The organism is Quisquiliibacterium transsilvanicum (assembly GCF_014202215.1).
Taxonomy (GTDB): domain Bacteria; phylum Pseudomonadota; class Gammaproteobacteria; order Burkholderiales; family Burkholderiaceae_E; genus Quisquiliibacterium; species Quisquiliibacterium transsilvanicum.
Map to the genome: position 1 here is coordinate 106,980 of NZ_JACHGB010000008.1, position 26,759 is coordinate 133,738.

Here is a 26,759-nt window from a genome sequence, read left to right on the forward strand (position 1 = left end):
CGACGCGCACCCGGCCGCTGCGTCCCCGCCTGTCCACGGTGACCACGCCCGCGTACCCCATGGTCAGCCCCGCCGGCAGGCCTTGCGGCCGGGCTCGTGCCGGGGCCGTGTGTTCGGGGCCATGATTCCGGACCTTGCCATCTGCGTTCTCCGTCTCGCCTGTCGAACCGCCACCCTAGCGCAAGTTCCCCGGGGCTGCGCAGGGCCGCCCTCGGGGCCGATCCGACTGGCAGCGGGCCCAATGCGACCGAGCAATGCAAGGGAGCGGGGGCTCCGTCCGTCGGCCCGCAGCCGCCGCCCATTCCCGCCTAGGCTAGGATTCCGGACGCACACCGGCGACTCCCTGCATGGCGGACAGGAACTGCGAGATGCCCGATACCGGCACCACCGACGCGAATACCCACGAAGTCTCCGGCTCCATCATCCGGCTGGTGGCCGACTCGGTGCCCGCGCTGATGGCCTACTACGAGTGGGGCAGCCTGCGCTGTCGCTTCGCGAATCGGCGCTACGCCGAGTACAACGGCTGGACTCCGGAAACCATCCTCGGCAAGACCGTCCGCGAGGTCATCGGCGAACAGGCCTGGGCGATGATCGAGCCGCAGGTCGACGCGGTGTGCCAGGGTAACGAGGTGCGGTACGTGCGCCGGCAGACCTTGCCGGACGGCGCCGAGCGAATCGTCGAGGTGAACCTGGTGCCGCACTGCTCGGCCGAGGGATCGCAACTCGGCGCCGTGGTCCTGATCAACGACATCACCGACCACTGGATGGCCGAGCGCACGATCCGCGACAGCGAGGAGCGGCTGCGCAAGTTCATGTACGCGAGCAGCGAGGGAATCCTGTTCCACCGCGACGGCTTGATCCTCGACGTCAATGACGCTCTGGTGCGCCTGCTCGGCTACCCGGCCAGCGATCTGATCGGCCGGAAGACCCTCGAGTTCGTCCCCGCCCGCTGGCATTCCACCGTGTACAAATACGTGCAGGCGCGCAACGAAGAACCGTTCGAGGCGGAGGCCCTCCACAGGGACGGGCGCACCATCCCGGTGGAGCTCGTGGGCAAGGCCATCGGGCGGCCCGGCGACGAGCAGCGGCTGGTGGTGGTTCGCGACATCACGGCCCGCAAGCAGGCGCAGGAGCGCATCGAGTTCCTCGCGCTGCACGACCCTCTCACGGAGCTGCCCAACCGGCTTTACCTGAACGAGTACCTGCCCCGGATCCTTGCGCAGGCGCGCCGCCAGGGCCAGGGCGTCGCGGTCATGTTCATCGACCTGGACGGCTTCAAGCCGGTCAACGACACCCTCGGCCACGACGCGGGCGACGCCTTGCTCTGCGCCGTGGCCCGTCGGCTGCGCTCCGCAGTCCGGGAGTCCGACCTGGTCGCGCGCTTTGGCGGCGACGAGTTCCTGGTGATCCTCACCGGCGTCGTTTCGGCCCATGACGTCGAGCGCGCCGCCCGGGCGCTGCTCGAAGCGGTGCGCGCCCCCATCTCCTGGCGGGACGGTTCGATCGCGCTGTCGATGTCGGTGGGCGTGAGCCTGTTCCCCAGGCACGGTGAAACCGGCGGAGAGCTGATCCGCAGCGCGGACGCGGCCATGTATCTCGCCAAGACCGAGGGCGGGAACCGCTGGCGACTGGGGGCCCGCCCGCCGGCCTTGCCCTGAAACGCCGCGGACATTGCGGTCCGTGGCGCCCGCCCTGCTCCGCCCTACTGCTTGCGCGGCTGGTCGAGGTAGCGCACGTCCCGCACGGACAGAGGAAGCGGGTTCACGTACTGATAGCCTCTGCTCTGCCAGTGCACGAGTTCAGCGAACCCCGCCGGCACCACCGTGACGAAGCCGTGCATGTCTTCGGGCTGGAAGCCAGCGGCGCGCAGCGCGTTGCTGCACATCTTGAATTCGACCCCTTCCTTGGCGAGCTCCGCCATGCGGTCGACGACTCCCTGGTACTTCTCGTAGTTCTCCTTCGCGAACGCGCGGAGCTCGGGGCCATGGGTGACCACCACCACGTTGCCGCGGGTCTCGCGGCGCGTGTTCACGATGAAGCTGTAGAGCACGTTCAGCTGCTTCGGGTCCGCATAGTTGACGTCGAACACCACGTCGGTGCGCGCCATCGGATGCATGTCGACGCGCGCGGTGCCGTAGGGCGCGAAGGCCTCGGCTACAGCGTCGCCCGCGTGGGCAGCGAGCGCCGCTACGACGAGGCCGAGTGCCATGGCAGTGGATCTCATGTCGGTGTGTTCCCTGTGTCGGTTTCGATCGCTGGCCGCAACGATGCCCGGCCGGCATATCCGGTGCACGCATATGGGACGCAGCGATAAGCAAATTGACGGTCCCCTCCGCCCTCCCCTAGAGTGGCCCGGCACTTGCACATGAACACACGAGGAGACGACAAGATGGCATCGCGAACGATCGACACCGGAACCCAGGACCTGCTCGCCGAGCTCGACGAGGGTGTGCTGACCATCACGCTGAACCGCCCGGACGCGCGCAATGCGATGTCGCGCGCGATGAACGAGGCGCTGGCCGCGCAGCTCGCTGCCGCCGAGCTAGACCCCGAGGTCAGATGCATCGTGCTGACGGGCGCGGGCAAGGGCTTCTGCGCCGGCGGCGACGTCAAGGGCATGGCCGCCAGCGGCGACGGCACCGTCGGCAGCAACACCATCGACGCCGCCATCCACCGCCAGCGGGTGAACCAGCGCGCCACCGCGGGCAAGCTCTTCAAGATGCCCAAGCCGACCATCGCAGCGCTGCCGGGCGCCGCGGCAGGCGCGGGCTTCTCGCTGGCGCTGGCCTGCGACCTGCGCATCATGTCGACCAGCGCGATCCTGACCACGGCCTTCGCCAAGGTCGGCTTCTCGGGCGACTACGGCGGCACCTACTTCCTCACCCAACTGGTCGGCTCCGCGAAGGCCCGCGAGCTCTACTACCTTTCGGATCGCGTGAGCGCCGAGGAGGCGTTGCGGCTGGGCCTGGCCAACTGGATCTGCGCGCCCGAGGAGCTCGCCGCCAAGACGCGCGAGATCGCGCGCCGCCTGGCTGCCGGCCCCACCGTGGCCTACCGGTACATGAAGGAGAACCTGAACCGCGCGATGGCCGGCGACGCCGACGACTGCCTGGACCTCGAGGCCACCCACCACGTTCACTGCGGCCAGACCGAGGACCACCGCGAAGCGGCCAAGGCCTTCGTGGAGAAGCGCGAGCCGGTGTTCAAGGGACGGTAAAGGCGGGTGCAGGGATGTTCGCGCGGCGGCAGCGCGCGAACATCCGTCAGGAACGCCCCTCAGGGTCGCAGTTCCACCTCGGCCTCGATCTCCACCGGGATGTCGAAGGGCAGCTCGGCCATCCCCACCGCGCTGCGCGCGTGCGCGCCGACCTCGGGGCCGAACACCTCCAGGATCAGGTCGGAGAAACCGTTGATCACCGCCGGCTGCCGGTTGAAGCCCGGCGCCGAATTGACCATGCCGAACACCCGGTTCCAGGCCACGATGCGGTCCAGGTCGCCGAGCTCGCGGTGCAGGCTGCCCAGGATGGCCAGGCCGGTGAGGCGCGCGCTGCGGTAGGCCTGCTCGACGCTGAGCTCGCGCCCCACCTTGCCCAGCGGCCCGGCAAGAGACCCGTCCTGCTCCGACGGACCGTGGCCCGCGATGAATGCGCGCGCGCCGGTAACGCGGACGAAACGGAAGGGAAGCACGACGCCCGGCGGCGCCTTCAGCGGCGCCGGCAGCGCCAATCCGAGCGCGGCCAGCCGCGCCTCGACCTGGGACATGGGATCTCCTTGAGTGTGATCGCCGGGGCGTCCGGCGGCACCGAATCGCATTTTCGGACGCCCGCGCGGCGGCAGCAACGTCCCGGCCCCGATCCCTGTGATTCAATCGCCGCAGCCCGGCCACCCACGCAGGAGCGCATCGCCCTTGACCCGCACCGATCGATCCCCGGGCGCCGCCAGCGCCGCGACGATCCCGCCGTACGCCAGCGCCGCGGCTCATCCGCTCGACGCCGACACCGCGCTCGAACCGCTTGGCGACGGCAGCTTCAGAGGCCGCGCCTCCAAGCGCTACTGCAACGTCGGCGGCAGCTTCGGCGGCTTCGTCTCGGCGATCGCGCTGAAGGCCGCGCTGCTGCACCCCAAGCGCCTGGGCGAGCCGATCGCGCTCACCGTCAACTTCGCCGGGCCGCTCGCGGACGGCGAGCTCACGGTGCATGCGCGCGCAGCCCGCACCAACCGCTCAACCCAGCACTGGCAGATGGAGGTCGCGCAGGGCGGCGAGGTGGTGGCCACCGCGACCGCGGTGTTCGCGGTGCGCCGGCAGACCTGGTCGTCGACCGAGTCGGAGTTTCCGCAGGCGCCCCCGTTCGACTCGGTGCAGCCGCTGGCGCCCGGGCGCGCCACGCCCTGGATGGGCAACTACGACATGCGCTTCATCCGCGGCACCGCTTCGGCCGCTGCCCGTCCCGAGGCGCCCTGGGACTCGGTGACCACGATGTGGATCCGCGACAACCCGCCGCGTCCGCTCGACTACGTGTCGCTGGCGACCATCTGCGATGCCTTCTTCCCGCGCATCTACGTGCGCCGCCCCGACATCGCGCCCTTCGGCACCACGGTGTCATTGACCACCTACTTCCATGTCGACTCGGAAATGATGGCTGCGCATGGCGACCGCGAGCTGCTGGGCACAGCGAAAGCGCTGCAGTTCCGCAACGGCTATTGCGACCAGACCGCCGAGATCTGGACGCCCGCCGGCGAGCTGATCGCCGCCACCCACCAGACCGCCCTGTTCCGGATATGAGCTCTGCACTCCATCCGCTCGACAGCGCCACCGCGCTCGAGCCGGCCGGCGAAGGCCAGTGGCGCGGCCGCACCGAACCGCGCTACGGCAACATGGTGGGCCCCTTCGGCGGCGCGATCGCCGCCAAGCTGCTCAAGGCACCGCTGCTGCATCCGGCGCGCCTGGGCCACCCGGTCGCCTTCACCGTGAACTTCGCCGGCCCGCTGGCCGACGGAGAGTTCCTGGTGGCCGCGCGCGCGGCGCGCACCAACCGGTCGACCCAGCACTGGGTGATCGAACTCACGCAGGCCGGGGAGACCGTCGCCACCGCCACCGCGGTGTTCGCGGTCCGACGCGAGTCCTGGTCATCCACCGAGGCGGTCTTCCCCCTCGTGCCGCCTGCCTCGTCGATCCCGCGCTCGCCGCCGCTCGAGCGGCACGCATGGACCGGCTGCTACGACATGCGCTTCGTCAAGGGCGCACCCAACTTCGGGTCGAAGGTTCCCGCCGACGACTCGGAGACCATCATGTGGATGCGCGACGAGCCGCCGCGCCCCCTCGACTTCGTCTCGCTGACCGCCATCGCGGACGCGTTCATCCCGGGCCGCCTCTTTCTTCGCCGCCCGCGCTGGACGCCGTTCGCCACGGTTTCGATGACCACCTACTTCCACGCCGACGAGGCCATGCTCGCCGCCCACGGCAGCCGCGAGCTGCTCGGGGTGGCCCGCGCCCAGCAGATCCGCAACGGCTACCACGATCAGTCCGCCGAACTCTGGACGCCGGAAGGCGCGCTGCTGGCCGCCACCTACCAGACCTGCTATTTCAAGGAATAGTCCAGTGATGCCGATGAGACCGCGGCCCGGTCCCGCGTAGCCGCGACGAACATGGCCCAGCCGCCCCCTGCCCCGCAGCACCCGCCGCCCCTCGAGGGTCGCAGCCGCGCCATCGGCACGCTGGTGATATCGCTGGCCACGTTCATGAACGTGCTCGATCACTCGATCGCCAACGTCTCGCTGCCGTCGATCGCAGGGGATCTCGGCGCCAGCGTCCACCAGACCACGCGGGTGATCACGGCATTCGGCATCGCCACCGCGATCTCGGTGCCGCTCACCGGCTGGCTGGCCGCGCGCTTCGGGCAGGTGAGGCTGTTCGTGTCCAGCGTCTTTCTCTTCGTGCTCGCCTCGCTGCTGTGCGGGCTCGCCCCCACGCTCGAATGGCTGGTCGCCTTCCGCGTGGTGCAGGGCCTGGTGGCCGGGCCGATGCTTGCGCTTTCCCAGACACTGCTGCTGGGCACGCATCCGCCGGAGCATGCCGGCAAGGCCCTCGGAATCTGGTCGATGACCGTGCTGCTGGCGCCGGTGGTCGGGCCGCTGCTGGGTGGCTGGATCACCGACAACGTGCAGTGGCCCTGGATCTTCTACATCAACGTGCCGATCGGGCTGTTCTGCACGGCGATGACCTGGGCGCTCTATCGCGACCGTGAGACGCCGGTGCGGCGCATGCCGGTGGACGTGGTGGGACTGGTGCTGCTGGTGATCTGGGTCGGCGCGCTGCAGACCATGCTCGACACCGGCAAGGAACTCGACTGGTTCGAGTCCGGCGAGATCGTCGTGCTGGCGATCGTCGCGGGAATCGGCTGCGTTGCCTTCGTGATCTGGGAGCTCACCGATGAGCATCCCATCGTCGACCTGAGGCTGTTCGCCAACCGCAATTTCGCCTGCGGCGTGCTCGCGCTGTCGGGCGGCTTCGCGCTTTTCTCGGGCAACGTCGTGCTGCTGCCGCTGTGGCTGCAGCAGGCGATGGGCTACACGGCGACCTGGGCCGGCCTGGTGCTTGCGCCGGTCGGGGTCATCGGGCTGCTGTGCTCGCCGCTGGCCGGCCGCGGCATCGACCGCGGGCTGGCCCGGACGGTGGCGGTGGTCTCCTTCGTCGGCTTCGCCTGGTCGTTCTGGCTGCGCTCCAGGTTCAGCACCGACGCCGATTACATCACCATCATGATCCCGATGCTGGTGCAGGGCGTGGCGGGCTCGCTGTTCTTCATTGCGATGAGCGCGATCTCGCTGTCGCAGATTCCGCAGGCGCAGTTCCCGCTTGCCGCGGGGCTGAGCAACTTCGTGCGGATCTCGGCGGGCTCATTCGGCGTCTCGCTGGCCACCACCGCCTGGACCTCGCGCAGCCAGCAGCACCGCACCCATCTCGTGGAGGAGGCGAGCCGCGACGGCTGGGCGCTGGACAGCCCCTTCTACGAAGGTGTGCGCGCCGCAGGAATGTCGATCGAGCAGGTGCGCGCGGCGCTCGAGCGGATGATCGAGCAGCAGGCGCTGACCCTGGGCGTCAACGACATCTTCCTCGTTTCGGTCTTTTTCTACCTGGTGCTGATCCTGCCCATCCTGGTCGCCAGGCCGGTACGCCCGCGGGGAGTCCGGACATGATCGCGGCACTCACGCCCTTCCGCACGCGCAGCTTCCGCTTCCAGTGGCCGGCGGACCTGTGCACGGCCTGGGCGCTTGAGATGGAGACGCTGATCCTCGGCTGGTACGTACTGGTGGAGTCCGGCTCGGTGATGCTGCTGACGATCTTCGGCGCACTGCAGTTCGTCGGCACGCTCGTCGCGCCGATGCTGGGCGTGGTCGGCGACCGGATCGGCCTGCGCAACCTGCTCGCCCTGATGCGCATTTCCTACGCCGTGTTCGCGGGCGCACTGCTGTTCCTCGCACTCACCGACCGGCTGACCCCCTGGGCGGTGCTGGTCGTGTCCGGGCTGTGCGGGCTGGTGCGCCCCTCCGACATCGGCATGCGCAGCGCGCTGGTCGGGGCCACGGTGCCGGCACCGTACCTGGTCTCGGCGATGGGGATCTCGCGGATGACGATGGACTCGGCCAAGATCGGCGGCGCGCTCGCCGGCGCCGGTTTCATGGCGGCCTTCGGAATGGCGCCGGCCTACGTGATGATCGTGGCGATCCATCTCGCAGGCGTGGCGCTCACGCTGATGATCGACGGCGGGCGCGCCGCCCCACCGACCGCGCAGGCGCGCCCCTCGCCCTGGCGCGACCTCGCCGAAGGCCTGGGCTACGTCTGGCGCACCCCGGCCGTGCTGGCGGCGATGGCGGTGGCAACGCTGGTGAACCTGACCGCCTACCCGCTGAGCATCGGGCTGCTGCCCTACATCGCCCGCGACGTGCTCGCCCTGGACCAGACGGGCCTCGGCTGGCTGGCAGCCAGCTACGCCTTCGGCGCGCTCGTCGGCTCGGTACTGATGAGCCTGTTCGGCGCCACGCTCCGGCCCGCGCGCATCATGCTCGGCGCAGCGCTGGCCTGGTATGTGCTGCTGGCCGGTTTCGTGCTGTCTGCGTCGGCGCCGATCGCGATGGCCCTGCTGGCAGCATCCGGCGCTGCGCAGAGCTTCAGCATGCTTGCCGTCGCGATCATGCTGCTGCGCTCCACCGGAGCGCAGATGCGCGGGCGGATCATGGGCGTTCGCATGCTGGCCATCTACACCTTGCCGGTGGGAATGCTGATCGCGGGCGCAGCCATCCCGCTGACCGGCTACCACGCAGCGGCGCTGGCGATGCTCGCTGCGGGAGCGCTGATGCTGGCCACGATCGCATGGCGCTGGCGGACGGTGCTGCTGCCCCGCACTGCGCCAGCCAACGGCGGCTGAGGCCGGTGCCCGGGCTTCGCGCGGCGCCTGCGCGCACTTCCGCGACGCGCGCTCGCCTTCCCCCCGGCACCCGGTGTGCTGCGCCGTCCGCGCCTGTCACGGACCCCGCAGATTGGACTGCCCTGCCTTTACACGTTCCCGGGAATCCGCCATACATCCGGGACGGCCGGCGCAGCGCACGGTCGCCCCACGACAGGCACAAAGGAGCCAGACGATGATCAAGACCGAACTCTTCGACCTCAGCGGCAAGGTTGCGCTGCTGACCGGCGCCTCGCGAGGCATGGGCCGCGCCATGGCGCAGGCGCTCGCGGAGCACGGTGCAAGGGTCATGGTCTCGAGCCGCAAGCTCGACGCCTGCCAGGCGGTGGCCGACGAGATCAACCAGCGCTGCGGAGAACAGCGCGCCTTCGCCTTCGCCTGCAACGCCGGCTACAAGGAGCAGCTGCAGGCACTGGTGGACGCCACCCATCAGGCGCTCGGCCCGATCGACGTGCTGGTGGGCAATGCCGGCGTGAACCCCTACTACGGCGCGCAGCTCGACATCCCGGACGAGGCCTACGACAAGACGATGGCCACCAACGTGAAGTCCAACCTGTGGCTGGCCCGCATGGTCGCACCGGACATGATCGCCAAGGGTTCGGGATCGATGATGTTTACCGCGAGCGTGGGCGCCTTCGTGCCCTCGACCAGCCTGGGCACCTACAACATCTCGAAGATGGCGCTGATCTCGCTGGTGCGCAACCTGGCCGCCGAGCTAGGTCCCAAGGGCGTGCGCGTGAACGCGATCTGCCCCGGCCTGATCCGCACCGACTTCGCCGAGGCCCTCTGGAACAACCCGGAGGCCGAGCGCCGCGCCACCGAGGAGATCCCCCTGCGCAGGCTCGGCGAGGCCGAAGACCTCAAGGGCCTGGCGGTGTTCCTCGCCTCCGGCGCCAGCGGCTACATCACCGGCCAGGCGCTGACCATCTGCGGTGGATCGCACATGCGGGCCTGAGCGCGTCGCCCGCCCAGCGCGCCGGCTGCCGCCCTTGAAGCTCGACGTCACTCCGAAGCAGCGCAGCATCCTGATCTGGATGTGCGTCTTCATCGGCGTCAATCAGCTGGGCTTCGGCGCGCTGATCCCGGTGCTGCCGCTCTACGCGCAGGCCTACGGCGTGCCCGCATCCGCGATCGGCACCACGATCGCGGTCTTCGGACTGTCGCGGATGCTGTCCGGCATGCCCGCCGGACAGGTCGCCGACACGCTCGGGCGCAGGCCCTCGATGGCCGTCGGCGGACTGATCTGCACCGCGGGCAACCTCTGGTGCGCGTTCGCCGGCAGCTTTCCCGAGTTCGTCGCGGCCCGCTTCGTTGCGGGCCTGGGCGCGGGCTGGGTGCAGTCCACCGGAATGATCGTGCTCGCCGACATCAGCACTCCCGCGCAGCGCGGCCGGCTGATGTCGATCTTCATGGGCACCTTCCTGTTCACGGTGGGCATCGGCCCCCTGCCCGGCGGCCTGCTGGCGCAGCACTTCGGTCTGGCCGCCCCCTTCGCGGTCTACGCGATCGCCAGCGCCGGCGCCGGCCTGCTCGCCTGGTGGCTGGTGCCGGAGACGCGCGACTTCGCGCACGCGGATCGACCGGCGCCGTCGCCAGCCGAGAAGCCCCGCGCCGCGCCCATCCACCGCCAGATCCGCAGACTGCTGGCCGACACCGGCTACCGGATGGTCTGCCTGGTGGGCTTGGTCAACGCCGTGGTCCGCACCGGCGGACTGTTCAACATCGTGCCGCTGCTGGCTGCCTCCAAGCTGGGTCTCGGCCCCGGCGCCATCGGCGGCTGGCTCGCGCTGGGCAGTGTGCTGGGCCTCGCCGCCAGCTACCCGGCCGGCGCGCTGGCCGACCGCTTCGGCCGCAAGCCCATCATCGTCCCCTCGGCCTTCCTGACCGCGGGCGCCTTCCTGGTCTACTGCTGGGCGCCGTCCACGGTGTGGTTCGCGATCGCCTGCGTGCTCTGGGGCGTGGCGGCCGCAGTCAACGGCGCCGCGCCCGCCGCCTACGCCGCCGACCAGGCGCCGCCCGGAATGAACGCCGCGGCGATCTCCGGCTACCGCACGATCTCGGACGTCGGCTACGTGGTCGGCCCCGTGATGCTGGGCCTGCTGGTCGACTGGCAGGGCGCGGAAGCCAGCCTGCTGGCCGCCGCGGCCCTCGTCGGCGGCATCGGGCTGCTCTTCTGGCGCTACGCCCCGGAGAATTGGCAGGGCGCTGCGCGGCGCTGACCCCGTTGGGCGCAGTTGACCAGCGGCGCCGGCCTCGCGAGCAAGGATCGAACGCCTCGGATCAGAGCACGCAGCCGTAATGCGCCGTGGACACCAGCCGCACGTACTTGTCGTGCACCGAGCCCGGCCGGATCTCCGCCAGGCGGGCCGGCGGCCGCCAGTCGGCCATCCGCCGAGCGATCTCCTCGTCCGACAGCTCCACGTTCAACGTCCTGTGCACCGGATCGATCACGATGGTGTCGCCGTCGCGGACCGCGGCGAGCGGACCGCCGCGCGCGGCCTCCGGCGAGATGTGGCCGATCAGGATGCCGTGCGAGACGCCGGAGAAACGGCCATCGGTGATCAGCGCCACGCCTTCGCCCAGGCCGCGGCCCTGCAGCTGGATGGTCAGCATCACCATCTCGGGCATGCCGGGGCCGCCCACGGGGCCCACGTTGCGCACCACCACCACGTGCCCGGGCCGGATCTCGCCGGCCCGGATCGCCTTCATCGTGTCGGCCTCGGATTCGAAGACCTTCGCCGTGCCGCGGAACAGGCCCTTCTCCAGCGTCTTGCCCGAGAGCTTCAGCAGGCAGCTCTCGGGGGCGATGTTCCCCTTGAGGACGCTGATGTGGTTGTTCGCCGCAGCGATCGGACGGCTCACCGGGAGCACCACGTCCTGGGCGCCGAGCTCCTCGAGCGAGGGCACGGAGGCCAGGTTCTCGGCGAGGGTGCGGCCGGTCACCGTCATGACCTCGCCATGCAGCAGGCCGTTGCGCAGCAGTTCCTTCATCACCACCGGCACGCCGCCGACCGCATGGAGTGCGGCCATCGCATAGGGCCCGTGCGGCTGCAGGTTGCAGATCAGGGGAATCCGCTCGCCGATCGCCTGGATGCGCTCTATTCCGATCGGCACCTGCGCCTCGCGGGCGATCGCCAGCAGGTGCAGGTACATGTTGGTGGAGCCGCCCATCGCGTAGGCGGTGACGATGGCGTTCTCGAAGGCCTTCGCCGTCATGATGTCGAGCGGACGGATGCCGGCCTCGATCAGCCGGTACAGCGCGTCCACCGAAGCGCTCGCCTGCGCGCGCACGTCGGCATGGATGTCGCTGCCGGCCTCGTAGTCGGCCGCATGCGAGGCGCCGCGCGGCAGCATCATGCCGATCGCCTCCGCGATGGTGCTCATCGTGTTCGCGGTGAACATCGCGCCGCAGGTGCCGCTGCCGGGCATCACGTTGCGCTCCAGCTCCAGGAAATTCTCGGTGGAGATGCGCCCGGCCTCGTGCGCGGCCCTGCCCTCGGCGTAGTCCATGATCGTCAGGTTGCTGCCCTTGGCCGCCCAGGGCTCGAAGCGAACGCTGCCCGGCGAACTGGTGCCCGGATACAGCACCAGGCCGAAGGCGTTGGTGCGCGCCAGCGGCATCAGCGCGGCCGCGCCGGTCTTGTCGCAGCCCGAGATCACGATCATCGCGTCGCCGTGATGCGCGTAGTGGCCGATCTCGAAGCAGTCGGCAACGGTGTCGCGCGAAACCAGGCTGTAGCCGGCGGTGGGTGTGCCCTGCGTGAGCGCGTCCGACACCGCCGGCGCGCCGACCACCAGCCCCTGTCCGCCGCGCTCGCCCAGCAGTTCCACCAGCAGGTCGGCCAGCGTGCGCACCCGGTTGTTGCATCGATGCGCGTTGGTCCAGGCGGCAGCGATGGTGACCACTGCGTTGCTGCGCCCGGCGCGCTCGGGATCGAAGCCCGCCGCACGCAACTCCACGCGCGAGCGCTTCCAGAAGATGCTGCTGTCCTGCGTCATGAGGATGTTCCTTTTCCGTCGTCTAGACTGACCAGCACGGCCGCATTGGCGATGATGATGGCGTCGCCCCCGCCCTCGGCGGGAATCTCGAGCCCGCCCTTCACCGCGGTGACCGTGACCGTGCCGTAGGGAAGCTCCGCGGCCACCGCCTTCGTGTCGACCGCAGCGGGGTCGGGCACGCCGATGGTGACGTCGACGAACATGTCGTGCGGGGTCTTGCCGACCATGCGGAAGAAGCCGAGGCTGCTGTGGCGGATCGCGTCGGATACCGCGCGCCGCGCCGCCTTGGTGGCGTCCCGGCCGTGGACGTCGACGCCCATGCCCATCTCGGTGATGCAGCGGATGCGTGCCATGGAGGGTGACGGGTCGAGTGGAAGGAAGGACCATCTTCCCCGATTGCGCCGTCGCGCGGAAGCGCGCGCGGTCCGGCAACCGGGCGCCAGGCAGGCTCCGAGGTCCGGCAATCCGGCAGGGCAGGACGCGGCGCCCGGCAGTCCAATGTGACGGTCGCCGCCATCCCAGGCGGATCCGTCCCGCCTGGTCACCCGGGCTGCGGCCCGTCGTAGCCCTCGACGATCACCAGGTCGGCAGTGGACACCGGCTCGCGAAGGCGCAGCGCGGCCTGATACTCCGCAGAGTGCCAGCACGCGACGGCAGCATCGTAGGAGGGGAACTCGATCACGACGTTGCGCGCCCGGGTCCTTCCCTCGGGGTTCTCGTACCGCCCCCCGCGCGCGAGGAAGCGCGCGCCGTGGCTGGCGAATACGGCGGCGTTCGCCGCGACGTAAGCCTTGTAGCGCTCCGCGTCGTCGACGTCGACATGAACCATCCAGTAGCCCTTGCTCATGGAAACTCCTCCCTTGCCCGCAGGCAGGCGCCGCGCTCCTGACCGAGCCCGCCACACTCCACCACAGTCCCGACGACTATAGCCCCGAGCGCACCGGCGTACGATTCCGAACGTTCCCCGCTTGACCCGCCCCCGGCCATTGCCGAGACTCGGCGTCACGATCAACCATTCTCCCGAAGCAGCCTCAAAGGAAAGCAAGACATGTTCAAGGACCGATATGGCGACGTCGCCGCCAGCATGCAGGATCACGTGGTCACGCTGGAAATCCAGCGCCCGCCGCACAACTTCTTCGACCATGCGCTGATCCGCGACATCGCCGACGCGCTGCGCGACATCGACGAAACCCCCGAGGCGCGGGTGACGATGCTCTGCGCCCAGGGCAAGTCCTTCTGCGCCGGCGCCAATTTCGCCCCGGGGCAGTCCTCGGTGCTCGACAGTTCGTCGCCCCGGGGCCGCAATCCGCTTTACGAGGAGGCGGTGCGGCTGTTCTCGAACAAGAAGCCGGTCATCGCGGTTGTCCAGGGCCCCGCGATCGGCGGCGGCCTGGGCCTGGCGGTGTTCGCGGACTTCCGCTTCGCGAGCCCGGAAGCGCGCTTCGCGGCCAACTTCGTCAAGCTCGGAATCCATCCCGGCTTCGGGCTGACCTACACGCTGCCGCGCCTGATGGGCGAGCAGCGCGCCGCCGAGATGTTCATGACCGGCGACCGGATCGATGGCGAGACCGCGCACCGCTGGGGCCTGGTCGACCGGCTGGTGCCGGGGGAACAGCTGCGCGACGAGGCATTCAAGTTCGCGCGCTCGATCGCGGTCAATGCGCCGCTGGCGGTGCAGTCCACCCGCCTGACCCTGCGCCGCGAGATGGCCGCCCGCGTCGAGGCGCAGACCGACCGCGAAGGCGCCGAGCAGTCCTGGCTGGCCCGCACCGAGGACCACAAGGAAGGCGTCCGCTCGGTCGGGGCGCGCGAGCCGGGCCGGTTCAACGCGCGCTGAGCGTCGGGCCTCCAGGCGCGCCGAGCGCCGGGTCTGGTCCGCGCCCCTCCCCTGGGGCGCGCGCCAGGCCCACGATCAGTCCCCGTCTCGGGCCGCCGCCCAGGCGCACATCAGCAGAAAGCCGATGATCAGCAGCCACTTGAGCCAGGCAGCGCCCGCCGACGCCGCATAGACCAGCGGCATGCCGAAGCGCGGCACCTCGGTGAGCCAACAGTGCAACGCGTTTTCCAGCGCGTCCAGGAGCGCGGCGGCCGGCAGCAGCCAGGTTCCGATCCTTCGATACCCTGCGCCCCGGCCGCCGAAGATCCCGGTCCGCGTCGACAGGAGGTAGCCGAAGGCCCCGTAGGCGGCCAGCAGCGCATAGTCCACCGGCAGGTGGCTGCGATAGCGGGCGAGCTCCGCGTCCGACCAGAAGTGGACGATCTCGCCGAACGCCCGCGGAGTCCAGGCGAGTTGCAGCGCCAGCGCGCCAGGCGACAGTGGCGACAGGTGCCAGGCCAGGCCCGCGAACAACGCGAGTGCGACCAACCCAGAAATCCAGACCGGCAGGCGCGATGCGCCAGGCGCGCAGCGGTGTCCGTAGAGGTTCATTCCTGCCGGGTCTCCTGACCGATGTAACCGCCGCAACGATAATCCAGTGCGGCACCTCTCGGCCGCACTGCCTTGACCCGGCCTGCACCTTTCCGGAGACTCGCCGCATTCGCCACAACCGGGGGAGCGCAGGATGCGCAGCTACGATCGGGTTCAAGCCGGACAGCGAGGGCCAGGCATTCTCGCAGCGCTCGCATGCGCGGCGCTGCTGTCGATGACGGCCCTGGCGGCCCGGGCCGCATCCGGCCCCGAGGCCGCCTGCAAGGCCCTGGCCGCGCGCGTCGAGCAGGCCGTCAAGCTCAAGAAGCAGGGCACGACGGCCGAAAAGGCCTTCGCAGAACTCTCCGTCCTGCCCGCTGGCGACGCCGTGCTGCCCGGCGACCAGGCCGCGTACTTCGGGAAGCAGCTGCCCGGCGCGGTGCGCTTTGCCTACGTGGCCGGAATGAGCCCCGAGAACGCGGCGGCGTACTACCTGAAACAGTGCCGGATCGGCGCCTGAGCGCAGCGCGGGCTTCGCTCCACTGCGCCGTGATGCGCCTCCCCGGCAGCGCAGCCACAGGTGCCTGTCACAGGTCCGGCGCGTAGCGCCGCTCCATGTCCTCGCGCGACTCATAGGGAATTTCCAGCCCCGTCTGGTCTGCGATCATCTGTCCGATCGTCGGCATCGCCGAGCGGCCCACCTTCGAGGATTCCGACCACAGCTTCGAGCGCAGGAAGGCCTTCGCGCAGTGCAGGTAGGCTTCCCGCACCGTCACCCTGATCGCGAGCTTCGGCGCGCGGCGCTCCGAGGTGCACAGCGCGATGTCCTCCGACGCGATCGAAAGCGCTGCGCTGCCGTTGACCCGCAGCGTTTCGTCGAATCCCGGGATCAGGAAGAGCAGCCCCACCTTGCCGGTACTGACGATGTTCTCCAGCGAGTCCAGGCGGTTGTTGCCCGGCGCGTCGGGGATCAGCAGCCGACCCTGCCCGTCGACCCGCACGAAACCGGGGTCGCCGCCGCGCGGCGAAGCGTCGGCATTGCAGGCGTCGTCACAGGTGGACACGATGACAAAGGGCGACAGGCCGATGAAGCGCCTGCAGTGCGCGTCGAGGAAACCGATCTGCTTGCTGCGCACCCGCTCGCTGGGCTGGGCGTAGAGCTGTCGCAGGGCGTCGACGGTGTCGATCTGCATCGGGTGGTCCGGGCGATCAGGCATCGGGATTGCGCCTCCTCGGGGCACTTGCAGCCGCTGCCGCGGGCTTGCGGGTCGCGGGCTGACCCTGGCCCTTGGCGCGGCGGGCGGCTGCGAGCATCGTCACGAACTCTTTCTGGAACCGTTGCGTGATGGTCTCGGGGTCGGGCACGAGGTGCGCGTCGGCGACGATTGCAAGCGTGGCTTTGCCGCGGTAGCTGAGGATGCTGATGCCCATGCCGAGGTGCTCGCCGGGGTGCGGTACCCAGAACATCACCCGCTCGATCGGCACGCCGGCCACGTGGAGCGTCTGCGGCGGGCCCATCACGTTGGTCATCACGACGCTCGCCTTGCTGCTCAGCATCGACGACGGGATGTCCGAAACCGCCTTCGGCGTGCGACCGAAGATGTCGAACAGCACCCGCATCGCCATCGGCTCGGGCGAGCGCTTCAAGGCGTCCATGTTCTCCTTGGTCACGCGCAGCCTCGCCATCGGTGTCCTGGCCGCGACGGCAAGCTCGAGCAGCACCAGGCCGAAGTCGTTGCCCAGTTCCAGCGCACGCTCCGGCGGCCGCAGGTCGACCGGCACCATTGCACGCAGCGTCGTGTGCTCGACGTCGACGCCGCGCTTCTTCAGGTAGGCACGCAGCGCGCCGGTCATGCCGGCCACCAGCACGTCGTTGACCTTCGCACCGGCCAGCGCACCGATCGCCTTCACGTCGTCGATCGCCACCGGCTCCGACCAGGCGACGCGCTTGGCGAGCGAGAAATCGCCCTTGAACGGCGATCGCGGATCGTCGCGCTTGAGCAGTTCGGTCAGCAGCATGCCCGCGCCGCCGGCGAGAAGCGCGGCGCGGTCGATCAGCGCCTGCGGATGCCGGACCGCGTCGACGACCGTGCTCGCGGTCGAGACGGCCGCCCGTCTGGCCCCTACCAGCAGATCGAAGGCCGGGTCGAGCCAGCCGCTGTCCCGATCGCCGTCGCCGTCGCCGTCGGCGATGGGCGCCGCCGCGGCCTTGCCCCGGCGTCCCGGCGCAGCCGGCGTCATGTCATACAGGCGCATGGACAGCGCCGCCATCGAAGTGCCATCCCCCATGCAGTGATGGAAGCGCGTGACGAGAGCGCTGCCGCCGTCGACGCCGTCGATGACGTGCACCTGCCACAGCGGCTGCAGGCGGTCGAGCGGCGTGCTCACGATGTCGTTGAGCAGCTCCGTCAGGGCGCGCCTGCCCCCCGGCGGGGGCAGTGCCACATGGTGCAGGTGCTGGCCCATGTCGAAGTCCGGCATGTCCTCCCAGTGCGGCGACGGAATCGGCCAGCCATGCTCGACGACCCGCTGTCGGAAACGCGGGAACCCCGCCAGTCGTTCCGCGTACAGCGCCTTGACCGCGGCGAAGTCGAGCGGCTTGCTCGTCAGCGCCACGCTGGTGACCATCGCCAGGTTGGCGCGCCCGTCCATGTGGTACCAGGCGGCGTCCACGGGCGCCATCTTGTGCAGCGTCATCTCGCACCTCCCGGGCTGGCTTCGCGCTCTCCCCGCCGGTGCGGCCAAGGGTCTTCAGGCGATCTGCCACTCACGTTCGAAAGAAACAGTAGCTTCGGCGGCGGGCGCTGTCGACCGGTCTGCTGTGATGCGGCGCTTTCCGGGACGCCACCTCGCAAACCGGATCCCCGCCCGATCCCGCTCGGTTCACCGCAAGGACAGCTTCCGGTATCGTCGACCCACATTTCCAGGACGCCACGCCATGCAGAACACAGGACTCGACACCCCGCCGGTCTCCCCGGCACGCCCATCGGCCACGCTGGTCGTCGTTCGCGACGCTGCAGGCGGCCCCGAGGTTCTGATGCTGCGCCGCGCGGAACGCGGCGATCGAGCCAGCGGCGCCTGGGTCTTCCCGGGCGGCCTGCTCGACGCGCGCGACCGCGACTGGCACTGCCACTGCGCGGGCGTCGATGACGCCGTGGCCAGCGCGCAGCTCGGCATGGCGGCCGGCGGGCTCGACTATCATGTCGCCGCGATCCGCGAGTGCTTCGAGGAATCCGGCCTGCTGCTGGCCTGCGACGCGAACGGCCAGCTCGTGTCGACCGAGGGCGAGCTGGGCCGGCAACTGCAGGCCTGGCGCCTGCCGCTGCACCGGGGCGAGCGCACCATGGGCGAACTCTGCGAAGCCTTCGGCCTGCGCCTCGCAGTGGAGCGCCTCGCCTATCACACCCGCTGGGTGACGCCCGGCGTCCGCCCCAAGCGCTGGGACGCGCGCTTCTTCTTCGCCGAGGCGCCGCCGTCCCAGACGTCGGCGCACGACGAGGTCGAGATCGTCGAGCAGCTCTGGCTGCGGCCCGCGGATGCGCTGGCCCGCGGCGACGACATGAAGATGCTCACACCCACCCGCACCACGCTGGAGACCATGACCCGCTTCGGCTCGGTGGCCGAGCTGCTGGACCACGTGCGCACGCCGCGCCGCACTGCGCTGCAGGTGCCGCGCGTGGCCATCGGCCGCCATGGCATGCAGCCAGTGGGTCCGGCCGACCACGCGTGGGCGGAGATCGGGCTGCTCGACCCGCTGGGCCATGGCACCGCCGCCTACGAGATCGTTCCAGAGCGGCCGGTGCGCCTGTCGCTGCGCATCATCCGCGTGACCGCGCCGAATCCAGGCGTGATGACCGGCCCCGGCACCAACAGCTACCTGGTCGGCGCCGCCGACGGCAGCGCCTGGGCCGCGATCGATCCCGGCCCGGATGACGAAGTGCATCTGGACCGCCTGGTGGCCACGGCGCCCGGACCGATCCGCTGGATCCTGGTCACGCACACCCACATCGACCATTCACCCGGCGCCGTCAGGCTGAAGGCGAAGACCGGCGCCGAGGTCCTGGGACAGTTCGCGCGCCATCGCGCCAACCAGGACCAGAGCTTCGCGCCCGACCGCGAACTCCAGGGCGGCGACGGGCTGGAGATCGGACCGGACACCACGCTGCGCGCCATCCACACTCCGGGCCACGCCTCCAACCACCTGTGCTTCCTGCTCGAGCAGGAGAAGACTCTCTTCACCGGCGACCACCTGATGCAGGGCTCGACGGTGGTCATCAATCCGCCGGACGGCGACATGGGCGCCTACCTGCGTTCATTGCGCGAGCTGATGGAGATGGACCTCGACTGGCTGACGCCGGGCCACGGCTTCGTGATGGACCGCCCGCGCGAGCGCATCGCGGCGCTGATCGAGCATCGCCTCAAGCGCGAGGCGAAAGTGGTGGACGCGGTGCGCGCCCTCGGCCCGGCCGACGCCGCCACGCTGGTGCCGAAGGCCTACGACGACACGCCCACGCATCTGCATGGCTGGGCGCAGCGCTCGCTCACCGCGCACCTGTTCAAGCTGCGCGACGACGGCAAGGTGCGCGAGGAGGAGGGGCGCTGGTCGATGGCGTGACGGGAGGCGGTGCCGGCCGCTCCCCGGTTATCCATATGGCAAGGCGGCATCGGGAAGCGAGTCACGCGGCCGCCCGCCGCTCCAGCAGCGTCCGCTCGCGCTCGTTGCCCGCCAGCGCCGCTGCTCGCAGGAAGGCGGCGCGCGCCTCCTCGTGCCGCCCCAGCCTGACCAGCAGGTCGCCCTGCACCGCCGGCAGCCACTGGTAGCGCTGCAGCGCCCTTTCTTCCAGCAGCGCCTCGACGATCGCCAGTCCCGCCGCCGGCCCTTCGGCCATGCCGACGGCCACCGCACGGTTCAGCTCCACCACCGGCGACGGCGCCAGCTGCGTCAGCGCCGCGTAGAGCGACGCGATCCGGTTCCAGTCGGTGTCCTGCGCGCGCGGCGCCCGCGCGTGGCAGGCGGCGATCTCCGCCTGAAGCCGGTAGCTGCCCAGGGGCTGGCCAAGCGCGTCGGCGCGCTCGAGCGCCGCAAGGCCGCGGCGGATCAGCAGTCGGTCCCAGCGCGACCGGTCCTGGTCGGCCAGCAGCACCGGCTCGCCCTGGGAATCGGTGCGCGCCGCGGTGCGCGAGGCCTGGATCTCCATCAGCGCCAGCAGCCCCAGCACCTCGGCCTGCCCGGGCGCCAGGCCGGCGAGCATGCGTCCCAGGCGCAGCGCCTCGTCGCAGAGCGCGGGCCGCATCCAGTCCGCGCCGCGCGTGGCCGTGTAGCCCTCGTTGAACACCAGGTACACCACCTCGAGCACCGAGGCCAGGCGTTCGCCCTGCGCCTCGCCGCGCGGCAGCTCGAAGGGCACCCTGGCCTCGGACAGCGTTCGCTTGGCACGCACGATGCGCTGGGCCACGGTGGGCTCTGGAACCAGGAAAGCGCGGGCGATCTCGTGCGTCGTCAGGCCGCAGGGCAGCCTGAGCGTCAGCGCCACGCGCGCGTCAGTGGGCAGCACCGGGTGGCAGGCGATGAAGATCAGCCGCAGCAGGTCGTCGCCGATCTCGTCCTCGCGCGCGGCATCCAGCGCGTCGGCGATGTCCGGCACGACATGCGCCTCCAGCGCTTCCAGGTCGCGGGCGATGTCCTCGTGCCGGGCGTGCGCCATCCGACGATGGCGCAGGTGATCCAGCGCCCGGTTCTTCGCCGTCGCCGTCAGCCAGGCGGCCGGGTTGTCGGGCAGCCCGTCGCGCGGCCAGCGATCCAGCGCGGCCACCAGCGCGTCCTGCGCCAGATCCTCCGCCACGCCCAGGTCATGCACCTGCCGCGCGACCACCGCGACGATGCGCGCGGACTCGAGGCGCCAGACGGCGGCGATGATTTCGTGGATGCGGGAGTGCACGGGTCGCGCTCGCGTCCGGGTCTGCTTCTGCCCCTGACTTCGCCCCTGCGTTCACATCCGGGCCGGCGCGGCGGCCTCGTCCATGTGGAAGACCTCCCACAGGTGGCCGTCCAGATCGGCAAAGCCGTGCTGGTACATGAAGCCGAAGTCCTTGGGCGCATTGGGCGTGGTGGCGCCCGCCGCCACGGCCTTGCCCACCAGCGCCTCCACCTCGGCGCGGCTGTCGCAGGACAGCGCCACCAGCACCTCGGTGGCCTTGCGCGCGTCGGCCACGGGCAACTGCGTGAAGCCCTGGAAGAACGGCTCAACCAGCAGCATCGCGTAGATGTCCTCGGCGATCTCCAGGCAGGCGCCCTCGTCGTTGGTGAAGCGCGGATTGAAGCTGAAGCCCAGCGCGTCGAAGAAGGCCCTCGAGCGGGCCATGTCGCGGATGGGAAGATTCACGAAGATCTGGCGGATCATTGCCCTGCTCCTTTCGCCAACGACTCCATCGCCTTCATGCGGTCAAGCGCCTCGCTCGGCGCGAAGTCTTCGAGCTCGTAGAGCTCGCGCACCTCCACCACCGCGTCGGCGCCCTCGCCGGCCGGGTTCGGGAAGCGCCTGCTCCACTCCAGGGCTTCCTCGCGCGAGCGCACCTGGATCAGCGTATATCCGGCGACCAGTTCCTTGGCCTCGGCGAAGGGTCCGTCGACCACGCGGCGCCCCTGCGCACCGTAGTGAATGCGCCAGCCGGTGCGGCTCGGCTTCAGGCCGCTGCCATCGAGCAGCACCCCGGCACGGGCCAGCTCCTCGTGGTACGCGGCCATCGCCGCCATCAGCTCCGGGTCGGGATCCGGCTGCAGTTCGGCCTCGAACTCCGGACAGGACTTCACGATCATCATGAACCGCATCGCTGGCTCCTTTCCGATCAGGGCATGCTCGGCTGCAGCACGCTATTGCGGTTGCCCTCGGTGTCGACGAAGGAAACGTACTCGCCCACCCCCGGAATGGTCATCGGCTCGCCCAGCACCTGGCCACCGGCGGCGCGGATGCGCTCCATCGCGGCATGGATGTCCTCCACCGCCACCACCACCGACGGGTGCTGCATCGGCATGTCGGCATGGAAGGGGTAGAAGCCGCCATTGATCGCGCCCACGGGTGCCTCCGGCGGCACTCCGGGACGCGCGCCCGGCGCCACCGTGGTGACCAGCAGGTAGTCGCCCATCTCGGGCCCGAGCTTCTCGTGGGCCCAGCCGAAGGCCTGCGCGTAGAAGCGCGCGGCGCGGTCGCGATCTCGATAGGGCATCTCGAAGTGCACGACGGGGCACATCGTCACGGTGGTGGCGCTCATTTCAACTCTCCTTCGCAAAGGTCTTTCAGGCGCGCCAGCGCGCGCGGCCAGGTCTCGGCCATGAAGGGGCCGTAGTCGCCGAACACGTCCATGTCCACCTTCAGCCGGGTGGCACCGCCCTCGTCGACGAAGCTGTAGTTCTCGTAGCAGGGCGCCCATGCGCGCACCGCATCGCTACCCGTGTCCTCACGGCCGCTCTCGATCACGCCCAGGTGGCGGATCGACACGAAGTCGGCCGGGCGGTGCTCGGCGATCTCCGACACCATGCCGTTACCGTCGGGAGCGAGGAAGCGGATGCCCTGGCCTGCGTCCCAGCTGCCTTCGAAGCGCGAGCCCTCGCAGAAGGCGGCGGTCCACTGACCGAAGGTGGACGGGTCCAACATGGTCTTCCAGACCCGCTCGCGCGGCACCCGGATCAGGATCTCGTGGTGCTGGGTCTTCATGCGGCCTCCCCTGGTGGAGCGCCCGAAGGTGCGGGCGCGTCGTCACCCCAACGACGAAGCAGCCGGCGCGGAATCGACAGCGATCGACTAAGGGATAACCCGCATCACGCGCGGCTGTCGTCGAAGCACGGAGCGAGCGCGCGGACTTCGACCGTGCACCACTGCGCCGCCGGGCACTCGTGCGCGAGGTCGATCGCCTCCTCGCGCGTGACGTCCTGGAGCAGGAAGAACCCGCCGACCATCTCCTTGGCCTCGGCGAAGGGACCGTCTAGCACTTGCGGTTGGCCAGCGGCATGCGTGACGCGCACCGCACCGGACTGCGATGCGAGCGACTCGACCGCGCGCAGCTTGCCCTGCGCAGCCAGCCTCTCGCCGAAGCGCTGCATCTGCGCGTAGGCTTCGCGGCCTTCGGCCTCGGTGCGGGTGGCGCGCTGGCCGGGGGTTTCGAGGATCAGGAGCATGTAGGACATCTCAAGCTCCGGTTCGAAGGGACGAATTCCGATGCTACACGCGCGCGAGGACGAGCGGCGAGTGGACGGCCACGAAGCCCGCGACGTTCAGCAGCACCGTCGTCCAGTAGCCGAACAGGAAGGACTGCTTCGATGACTTGTGCCGCAACAGCTGCTGCGCGAGCAGCGCGCCGGGCCAGCCGCCGACGAGGCCGAGCATGTGCAGCGTGGACTCGGGGGTGCGCCAGCGGCCGCTGATCGCGGCCGACTTGTCGGCCGCGTAGGCCGCGAAGGCGAGGACGCTCGCGGCGAGATAGGCCAGCGCCACCACCGGCCTGACCGACCAGATCATTGCAACGGCGGCGTAGACGAGAACGAAGGCGGGGATGGCGAGCACGCGCCCAGTCGTCCAGCGCACCGGCGGCTCCGCGCGCCTCGCCGAGCGCCTGCGCGCGGGGCGGACGAGCTGCACCGCCCTCGCCCGCTTCCTGCCCTGAGGACCCAGCTCGACCTCGAAGGAAACCCGCAGCCCTGCTGCGGGACGCCCTGTCCCCGCCGGAAACGACTTGACATGGACGAAGATGTCTTCGCCTCCAAGCGCCGGCTCGATGAAGCCGAACCCGCGCTCGTCGTTCCACGACTTCAGCCTGCCATCGAATCGCATGCTTCTCCGTCGGCTTGGACGCGCCTCGATCAGGCGGAAAGGATTTCGTCCGACACATTGTCGACCACCACGGGGCACTCCAGCCAGGTGAGCGACGGATCCGTTCCGTACTTGCCACGGACGAAGGCCTTCCACTCGTCCGTGTACACCCGCGCCGCGTGCTCGCGGGACTCCCAAAGGTAGATGCCGCCGGCCTTCGTGCCGTCCTCGGAGAGGAAGTAGTACTTGCGGACCAGGCCGGGCATGCCACGGTACTTCGGCGCGGTGGAGAGGAAGGTCTCCCTGGCCTGCTCGACGGACATGGGCTGGGGGAGCTTGAACTCGACGATTACGGTGATCATGGCTGGCTCCTGCTGGTGGGCCGTTGTGGGCAAGGGAAGGAAGTTCAGCGCACCACCTTCTTGGCGTCCAGCCGGTAGCACTGCCGCCCCGCGCCGTGCGTCCAGAAATCCCCATAGAGGTGCCGGCCTTCCTCGCCGGGATTGCGCACGAACTCGGCACACAGCTCGTAGCCCTTCTCGCCGATGATGCGGTACTCGTAGGGCCGGCTGGTCTCCGGATCCTCGTAGTGGAGCCCTCCCAGCTGCGCGGCGCGGAGTTCGTCGAGCGAGACCGGCAGCCGCCCTTCGCGGGTCCAGTACAGATCGACGGTATTGGCGATGGTGCGCAGCTCGGACACCCGGCGGGCGTCGATGCGACGCTCTCGCTCCTCGCCCGGCGAGCGGATCAGATTCAGCCCGGCGATCACCGCGGCCACCACCGCCGCCACGGCGACGAGCGCGAACGCCCGCGAGGTCGATGCCTTCATGTCTCGCCCTCCACCTCGTCCGAGCGGAGATCCCAGAGGTAGTAGAAAAAGACCGTTCCTGCGATCAGGCCGACGGTAAGCACCTTCAGGAGGAAGCGCGGGCCGAGCTCGCCCCCCAGGAAGTTGTAGAGCAGCGTGATCAGGTCGCCCACCAGGATGCTGGCCGCGATGAACAGGGTCAGGTAGGTGAGCCACTTGCGCACCCGGGATGCGCGCTTCGTCGGCTCGAGGCGGATCGCCCGCCCCATGAGCCAGGACAGGTAGAGGAAGACCGGGAAGGCGATGACGAGCGAAGACACCGACCAGCGCATGGCCTGACTGGTGTAGTCGAAGTAATGGCCCGACAGGGCCGGGTCCGGAAGCAGGCGCTCGATGAAGCTGAACACCAGCCGGCCGAGGTTGTACGCGCTGACGTACAGCGTGGAGAAGAGCGTCAGGTAGAGGAAGGCTTCCTTGGCGGAAACGTAGGGCTTGGGCCGGGGAACGGGAATCGGGAAGTCCAGCTCCGCGTAGGCCGCAAGCGCGCTCCTGATCTGGTCCCTGCCCCAGCCGGCCTGCACCAGTGCCTGCTCGATCTGTTGTCTCGGCAGGCCACGCGCGAGCGCTTCTCGCACGAAGCCCGGCAGTTCATCATCGCTTGCCATGCTGCCCGTCCTCCAAGAAAGTGCCCGATGCGGGCGCGCGGCCTCCGGGGCGAATCGCCCGCGGGAAGCGCCATCAGGCGACTGCCTGGAATCCCTCGTGAAACGTGACGATCCCCGTCGGCACCTGCTCGACAAAGGGCAGCGCAAGGAAGAACTCCTGCGGGATGCCCTCGTGGACCAGGCCCGGGATGTTCCTGAAGCCGAAGCGCCGATAGTAGCCAGGGGAGCCGACCAGCGCACAGCCGCGGCCGCCGAGCGCCCTCAGCCGCTCGAGCGACTCGCGCATCAGGGCCGAACCGATGCCCCTGCCCTGATGCTCGGGCAGGACCGAGAGCGGGCCGAGCCCGTACCAGCCGGGGCTGCCGTCGGAGATCCGCACCGGCGAGATCGCAACGTGGCCGACCACCTCGCCGTCCAGCTCCGCGACCAGGGACATGGTGAGCGCCCCCGCCCTGCGCAGCGCCGCGACGATGTACTGCTCGGTATGGTTGCTGATGGCCATGTCCGCGAAGGCGGCGGTGGTCACCCGGCCGATCGCGTCGACGTCGGCAGCGGCTTCGTTCCTGATGCGCATCGGGGTCTCCGGAAACGAGGAGTCGAGGTCCGGCGGTCTGGCGTTGAAGTCGGTCTGATCGGACATGAGCACCAGTTTGCCCAAAGCTGCAGGGACGGCAAGTCGTCCTTCCGGTCGAGTACCTGCCAACTGGCATCGGACATCGGGCGGACCGCGCCGTCCAGGCTCACCTCCTGGCGCACTCCCCGACGCCCGGCTTCATCTCCACGATCAGCACGTGCGTCGGCGTCTCGCCGGTGTTGTTGCCGATGTGCGTCTGCGCGTCCGACCACATCACGTCGCCCTCCTTGAACCGGCGCTGCAGCCGCTTGCCGTCGGGAAGCTCGAGGGTGCGCTCGAACGAGGACAGCGCGTAGAGCACGAAGGCCGGGTGCCGGTGCTGGCTTGTCTTCTCGCCGGACCGGTCCCGGTAGTCCAGCACCCGAACGCAGTCGTTCTCGAAGACGGCCTTGTACTTGTCGGGATCGGTGCTGGTGGGATCCTGCGCGAAGGCGGCGGCCAGCGGGAGGGCAGTGACGAGGGCGGCGATGCGGTGCATGTGACCTCCTGCAGGGATGCGAACCCTGAGGAGATTGTCGGACCGCCGCACGCAGGATCGCAAGTGGTACGTCCTATCTCCCTGGCTGCCATTCAGGGTAGTACGGCACGCCCTCCCCTTCCTCCAGCCATGGCACGTCGTGCGAACACCAGATGTGCATCGCCGGCGTCACGCCGGGATCCTCGTCCAGCGTCGCGACCCTGACGATGACACGGTCCTGCTGCGCCCGCTCGGCCATCAGGTGCGAACCGCAGACCGAACAGAAGTGGCGCAGCTTCCCCGGGGAGGACTCGAAGCTGCGAAGCAGTTCCTGCCCGGCGAGCCACCGGAACCGCTGGCGCGAGACGCCGGCGGTAGGCGCGCAGACCGCGGCATGGGCCTTGCGGCAGGTGCGGCAATGGCAGTTCACGATCGGCGTGTCGAGGCCGTCGCATTCGTACTGGATGCCGCCACAGAGACAACTGCCTTTCATTGCACGTGCTTTATACTAGTCATCTGACTA

Annotated in this window: 32 protein-coding genes; 11 read left to right on the forward strand and 21 right to left on the reverse strand. The window is 69.8% G+C overall.

From position 1 onward, the window contains the following. Positions 1 to 368: 368 nt before the first annotated feature. Complete coding sequence (locus HNQ70_RS18780) at positions 369 to 1,658, forward strand: diguanylate cyclase domain-containing protein (RefSeq protein WP_183970615.1); 1,290 nt, start codon at positions 369 to 371, stop codon at positions 1,656 to 1,658. 44 nt (positions 1,659 to 1,702) lie between these two features. Here HNQ70_RS18780 and HNQ70_RS18785 read toward each other — a convergent pair whose 3' ends face one another. Then, a complete protein-coding gene (locus HNQ70_RS18785) occupies positions 1,703 to 2,224 on the reverse strand; it encodes a DsrE family protein (RefSeq protein WP_221302899.1) in 522 nt (173 codons plus the stop codon). A gap of 165 nt (positions 2,225 to 2,389) precedes the next feature. Here HNQ70_RS18785 and HNQ70_RS18790 point away from each other — a divergent pair, with 165 nt between their 5' ends. Beyond that, positions 2,390 to 3,217 carry an enoyl-CoA hydratase gene (locus HNQ70_RS18790; protein WP_183970616.1) on the forward strand — a complete coding sequence of 276 codons (828 nt, stop codon included), beginning with the start codon at positions 2,390 to 2,392 and terminating at the stop codon, positions 3,215 to 3,217. A gap of 59 nt (positions 3,218 to 3,276) precedes the next feature. On the opposite strand, the gene HNQ70_RS18795 is transcribed toward HNQ70_RS18790, so the two are convergent. Beyond that, the gene (locus HNQ70_RS18795; protein WP_183970617.1) at positions 3,277 to 3,762 is read right to left on the reverse strand and encodes a RidA family protein; all 486 of its coding nucleotides are present in this window, start codon (positions 3,760 to 3,762) and stop codon (positions 3,277 to 3,279) included. Between the two features lie 145 nt (positions 3,763 to 3,907). Between HNQ70_RS18795 and HNQ70_RS18800 the strand changes: the two genes are divergently transcribed. The 6 genes from HNQ70_RS18800 to HNQ70_RS18825 all read left to right on the forward strand — a co-directional run bounded on the left by HNQ70_RS18800 (position 3,908) and on the right by HNQ70_RS18825 (position 10,681). Next, a complete protein-coding gene (locus tag HNQ70_RS18800) occupies positions 3,908 to 4,783 on the forward strand; it encodes an acyl-CoA thioesterase (protein WP_221302900.1) in 876 nt (291 codons plus the stop codon). Continuing rightward, a complete protein-coding gene (locus tag HNQ70_RS18805; protein ID WP_183970618.1) occupies positions 4,780 to 5,595 on the forward strand; it encodes an acyl-CoA thioesterase in 816 nt (271 codons plus the stop codon). The genes HNQ70_RS18800 and HNQ70_RS18805 overlap by 4 nt, the downstream gene beginning before the upstream one ends. A 51-nt stretch (positions 5,596 to 5,646) precedes the next feature. Beyond that, positions 5,647 to 7,194: a DHA2 family efflux MFS transporter permease subunit gene (locus HNQ70_RS18810; protein WP_183970619.1), complete on the forward strand. Its 1,548-nt coding sequence runs from the start codon at positions 5,647 to 5,649 to the stop codon at positions 7,192 to 7,194. Beyond that, on the forward strand, positions 7,191 to 8,423 hold the full coding sequence (locus tag HNQ70_RS18815; RefSeq protein ID WP_183970620.1) for an MFS transporter: 1,233 nt from the start codon (positions 7,191 to 7,193) through the stop codon (positions 8,421 to 8,423). Before HNQ70_RS18810 ends, HNQ70_RS18815 begins: the two co-directional genes overlap by 4 nt. Positions 8,424 to 8,637: 214 nt before the next feature. After that, positions 8,638 to 9,417, forward strand: a complete 780-nt coding sequence (locus tag HNQ70_RS18820; protein WP_183970621.1) for an SDR family NAD(P)-dependent oxidoreductase — start codon at positions 8,638 to 8,640, stop codon at positions 9,415 to 9,417. 34 nt (positions 9,418 to 9,451) lie between these two features. Then, entirely contained in the window at positions 9,452 to 10,681 is a 1,230-nt protein-coding gene (locus HNQ70_RS18825; RefSeq protein WP_183970622.1) for an MFS transporter, read from the forward strand. Positions 10,682 to 10,742: 61 nt separating this feature from the next. Here the strand turns inward: HNQ70_RS18825 and HNQ70_RS18830 are convergent, their stop codons facing one another. The 3 genes from HNQ70_RS18830 to HNQ70_RS18840 all read right to left on the reverse strand — a co-directional run bounded on the left by HNQ70_RS18830 (position 10,743) and on the right by HNQ70_RS18840 (position 13,308). After that, on the reverse strand, positions 10,743 to 12,461 hold the full coding sequence (locus tag HNQ70_RS18830) for a dihydroxy-acid dehydratase domain-containing protein (RefSeq protein WP_183970623.1): 1,719 nt from the start codon (positions 12,459 to 12,461) through the stop codon (positions 10,743 to 10,745). Then, positions 12,458 to 12,814 carry a Lin0512 family protein gene (locus tag HNQ70_RS18835; RefSeq protein ID WP_183970624.1) on the reverse strand — a complete coding sequence of 119 codons (357 nt, stop codon included), beginning with the start codon at positions 12,812 to 12,814 and terminating at the stop codon, positions 12,458 to 12,460. Before HNQ70_RS18835 ends, HNQ70_RS18830 begins: the two co-directional genes overlap by 4 nt. Positions 12,815 to 13,002: 188 nt before the next feature. Beyond that, a complete protein-coding gene (locus HNQ70_RS18840) occupies positions 13,003 to 13,308 on the reverse strand; it encodes a DUF1330 domain-containing protein (protein WP_183970625.1) in 306 nt (101 codons plus the stop codon). Positions 13,309 to 13,509: 201 nt separating this feature from the next. Between HNQ70_RS18840 and HNQ70_RS18845 the strand changes: the two genes are divergently transcribed. After that, entirely contained in the window at positions 13,510 to 14,298 is a 789-nt protein-coding gene (locus tag HNQ70_RS18845) for an enoyl-CoA hydratase/isomerase family protein (protein WP_183970626.1), read from the forward strand. 75 nt (positions 14,299 to 14,373) lie between these two features. Here the strand turns inward: HNQ70_RS18845 and HNQ70_RS18850 are convergent, their stop codons facing one another. Next, entirely contained in the window at positions 14,374 to 14,889 is a 516-nt protein-coding gene (locus tag HNQ70_RS18850) for a hypothetical protein (RefSeq protein WP_183970627.1), read from the reverse strand. 133 nt (positions 14,890 to 15,022) lie between these two features. On the opposite strand from HNQ70_RS18850, the gene HNQ70_RS18855 reads away from it, so the two are divergent. Beyond that, positions 15,023 to 15,388, forward strand: a complete 366-nt coding sequence (locus HNQ70_RS18855) for a hypothetical protein (RefSeq protein ID WP_183970628.1) — start codon at positions 15,023 to 15,025, stop codon at positions 15,386 to 15,388. A 67-nt stretch (positions 15,389 to 15,455) separates the two neighbouring features. Here HNQ70_RS18855 and HNQ70_RS18860 read toward each other — a convergent pair whose 3' ends face one another. Both HNQ70_RS18860 and HNQ70_RS18865 read right to left on the reverse strand, forming a co-directional pair. After that, on the reverse strand, positions 15,456 to 16,085 hold the full coding sequence (locus tag HNQ70_RS18860; protein WP_246435134.1) for an MSMEG_1061 family FMN-dependent PPOX-type flavoprotein: 630 nt from the start codon (positions 16,083 to 16,085) through the stop codon (positions 15,456 to 15,458). Next, a complete protein-coding gene (locus tag HNQ70_RS18865; RefSeq protein WP_183970629.1) occupies positions 16,078 to 17,565 on the reverse strand; it encodes a wax ester/triacylglycerol synthase family O-acyltransferase in 1,488 nt (495 codons plus the stop codon). The genes HNQ70_RS18860 and HNQ70_RS18865 overlap by 8 nt, the downstream gene beginning before the upstream one ends. A gap of 241 nt (positions 17,566 to 17,806) precedes the next feature. On the opposite strand from HNQ70_RS18865, the gene HNQ70_RS18870 reads away from it, so the two are divergent. Next, positions 17,807 to 19,483: an MBL fold metallo-hydrolase gene (locus HNQ70_RS18870; RefSeq protein WP_183970630.1), complete on the forward strand. Its 1,677-nt coding sequence runs from the start codon at positions 17,807 to 17,809 to the stop codon at positions 19,481 to 19,483. Between the two features lie 61 nt (positions 19,484 to 19,544). Here HNQ70_RS18870 and HNQ70_RS18875 read toward each other — a convergent pair whose 3' ends face one another. From HNQ70_RS18875 to HNQ70_RS18935, 13 genes are all read right to left on the reverse strand, one after another. Further along, positions 19,545 to 20,807, reverse strand: coding sequence for a sigma-70 family RNA polymerase sigma factor (locus tag HNQ70_RS18875; RefSeq protein ID WP_183970631.1), 1,263 nt, complete (start codon positions 20,805 to 20,807; stop codon positions 19,545 to 19,547). Between the two features lie 51 nt (positions 20,808 to 20,858). Continuing rightward, positions 20,859 to 21,269 (reverse strand): VOC family protein, encoded by a 411-nt coding sequence (locus HNQ70_RS18880; RefSeq protein WP_183970632.1) that lies wholly within the window; start codon positions 21,267 to 21,269, stop codon positions 20,859 to 20,861. Then, complete coding sequence (locus tag HNQ70_RS18885) at positions 21,266 to 21,697, reverse strand: YciI family protein (protein WP_183970633.1); 432 nt, start codon at positions 21,695 to 21,697, stop codon at positions 21,266 to 21,268. Before HNQ70_RS18885 ends, HNQ70_RS18880 begins: the two co-directional genes overlap by 4 nt. Before the next feature lie 17 nt (positions 21,698 to 21,714). Continuing rightward, the gene (locus HNQ70_RS18890; RefSeq protein ID WP_221302901.1) at positions 21,715 to 22,137 is read right to left on the reverse strand and encodes a VOC family protein; all 423 of its coding nucleotides are present in this window, start codon (positions 22,135 to 22,137) and stop codon (positions 21,715 to 21,717) included. After that, the gene (locus tag HNQ70_RS18895) at positions 22,134 to 22,580 is read right to left on the reverse strand and encodes an SRPBCC domain-containing protein (protein ID WP_183970634.1); all 447 of its coding nucleotides are present in this window, start codon (positions 22,578 to 22,580) and stop codon (positions 22,134 to 22,136) included. The genes HNQ70_RS18890 and HNQ70_RS18895 overlap by 4 nt, the downstream gene beginning before the upstream one ends. 104 nt (positions 22,581 to 22,684) lie before the next feature. Further along, entirely contained in the window at positions 22,685 to 23,050 is a 366-nt protein-coding gene (locus HNQ70_RS18900; protein WP_183970635.1) for a YciI family protein, read from the reverse strand. Positions 23,051 to 23,084: 34 nt separating this feature from the next. Continuing rightward, positions 23,085 to 23,693: a DUF1294 domain-containing protein gene (locus HNQ70_RS18905; protein WP_183970636.1), complete on the reverse strand. Its 609-nt coding sequence runs from the start codon at positions 23,691 to 23,693 to the stop codon at positions 23,085 to 23,087. Positions 23,694 to 23,722: 29 nt separating this feature from the next. After that, on the reverse strand, positions 23,723 to 24,034 hold the full coding sequence (locus tag HNQ70_RS18910; protein ID WP_183970637.1) for a YdhR family protein: 312 nt from the start codon (positions 24,032 to 24,034) through the stop codon (positions 23,723 to 23,725). 44 nt (positions 24,035 to 24,078) lie between these two features. Continuing rightward, on the reverse strand, positions 24,079 to 24,501 hold the full coding sequence (locus tag HNQ70_RS18915) for a hypothetical protein (RefSeq protein ID WP_183970638.1): 423 nt from the start codon (positions 24,499 to 24,501) through the stop codon (positions 24,079 to 24,081). Further along, positions 24,498 to 25,145, reverse strand: coding sequence for a DUF5671 domain-containing protein (locus HNQ70_RS18920; protein ID WP_183970639.1), 648 nt, complete (start codon positions 25,143 to 25,145; stop codon positions 24,498 to 24,500). Before HNQ70_RS18920 ends, HNQ70_RS18915 begins: the two co-directional genes overlap by 4 nt. 73 nt (positions 25,146 to 25,218) lie before the next feature. Further along, positions 25,219 to 25,719, reverse strand: a complete 501-nt coding sequence (locus HNQ70_RS18925; protein WP_183970640.1) for a GNAT family N-acetyltransferase — start codon at positions 25,717 to 25,719, stop codon at positions 25,219 to 25,221. A gap of 166 nt (positions 25,720 to 25,885) precedes the next feature. Continuing rightward, positions 25,886 to 26,257, reverse strand: coding sequence for a cytoplasmic protein (locus HNQ70_RS18930; RefSeq protein WP_183970641.1), 372 nt, complete (start codon positions 26,255 to 26,257; stop codon positions 25,886 to 25,888). A 73-nt stretch (positions 26,258 to 26,330) separates the two neighbouring features. After that, the gene (locus tag HNQ70_RS18935; RefSeq protein ID WP_183970642.1) at positions 26,331 to 26,729 is read right to left on the reverse strand and encodes a GFA family protein; all 399 of its coding nucleotides are present in this window, start codon (positions 26,727 to 26,729) and stop codon (positions 26,331 to 26,333) included. Positions 26,730 to 26,759: the final 30 nt, after the last annotated feature.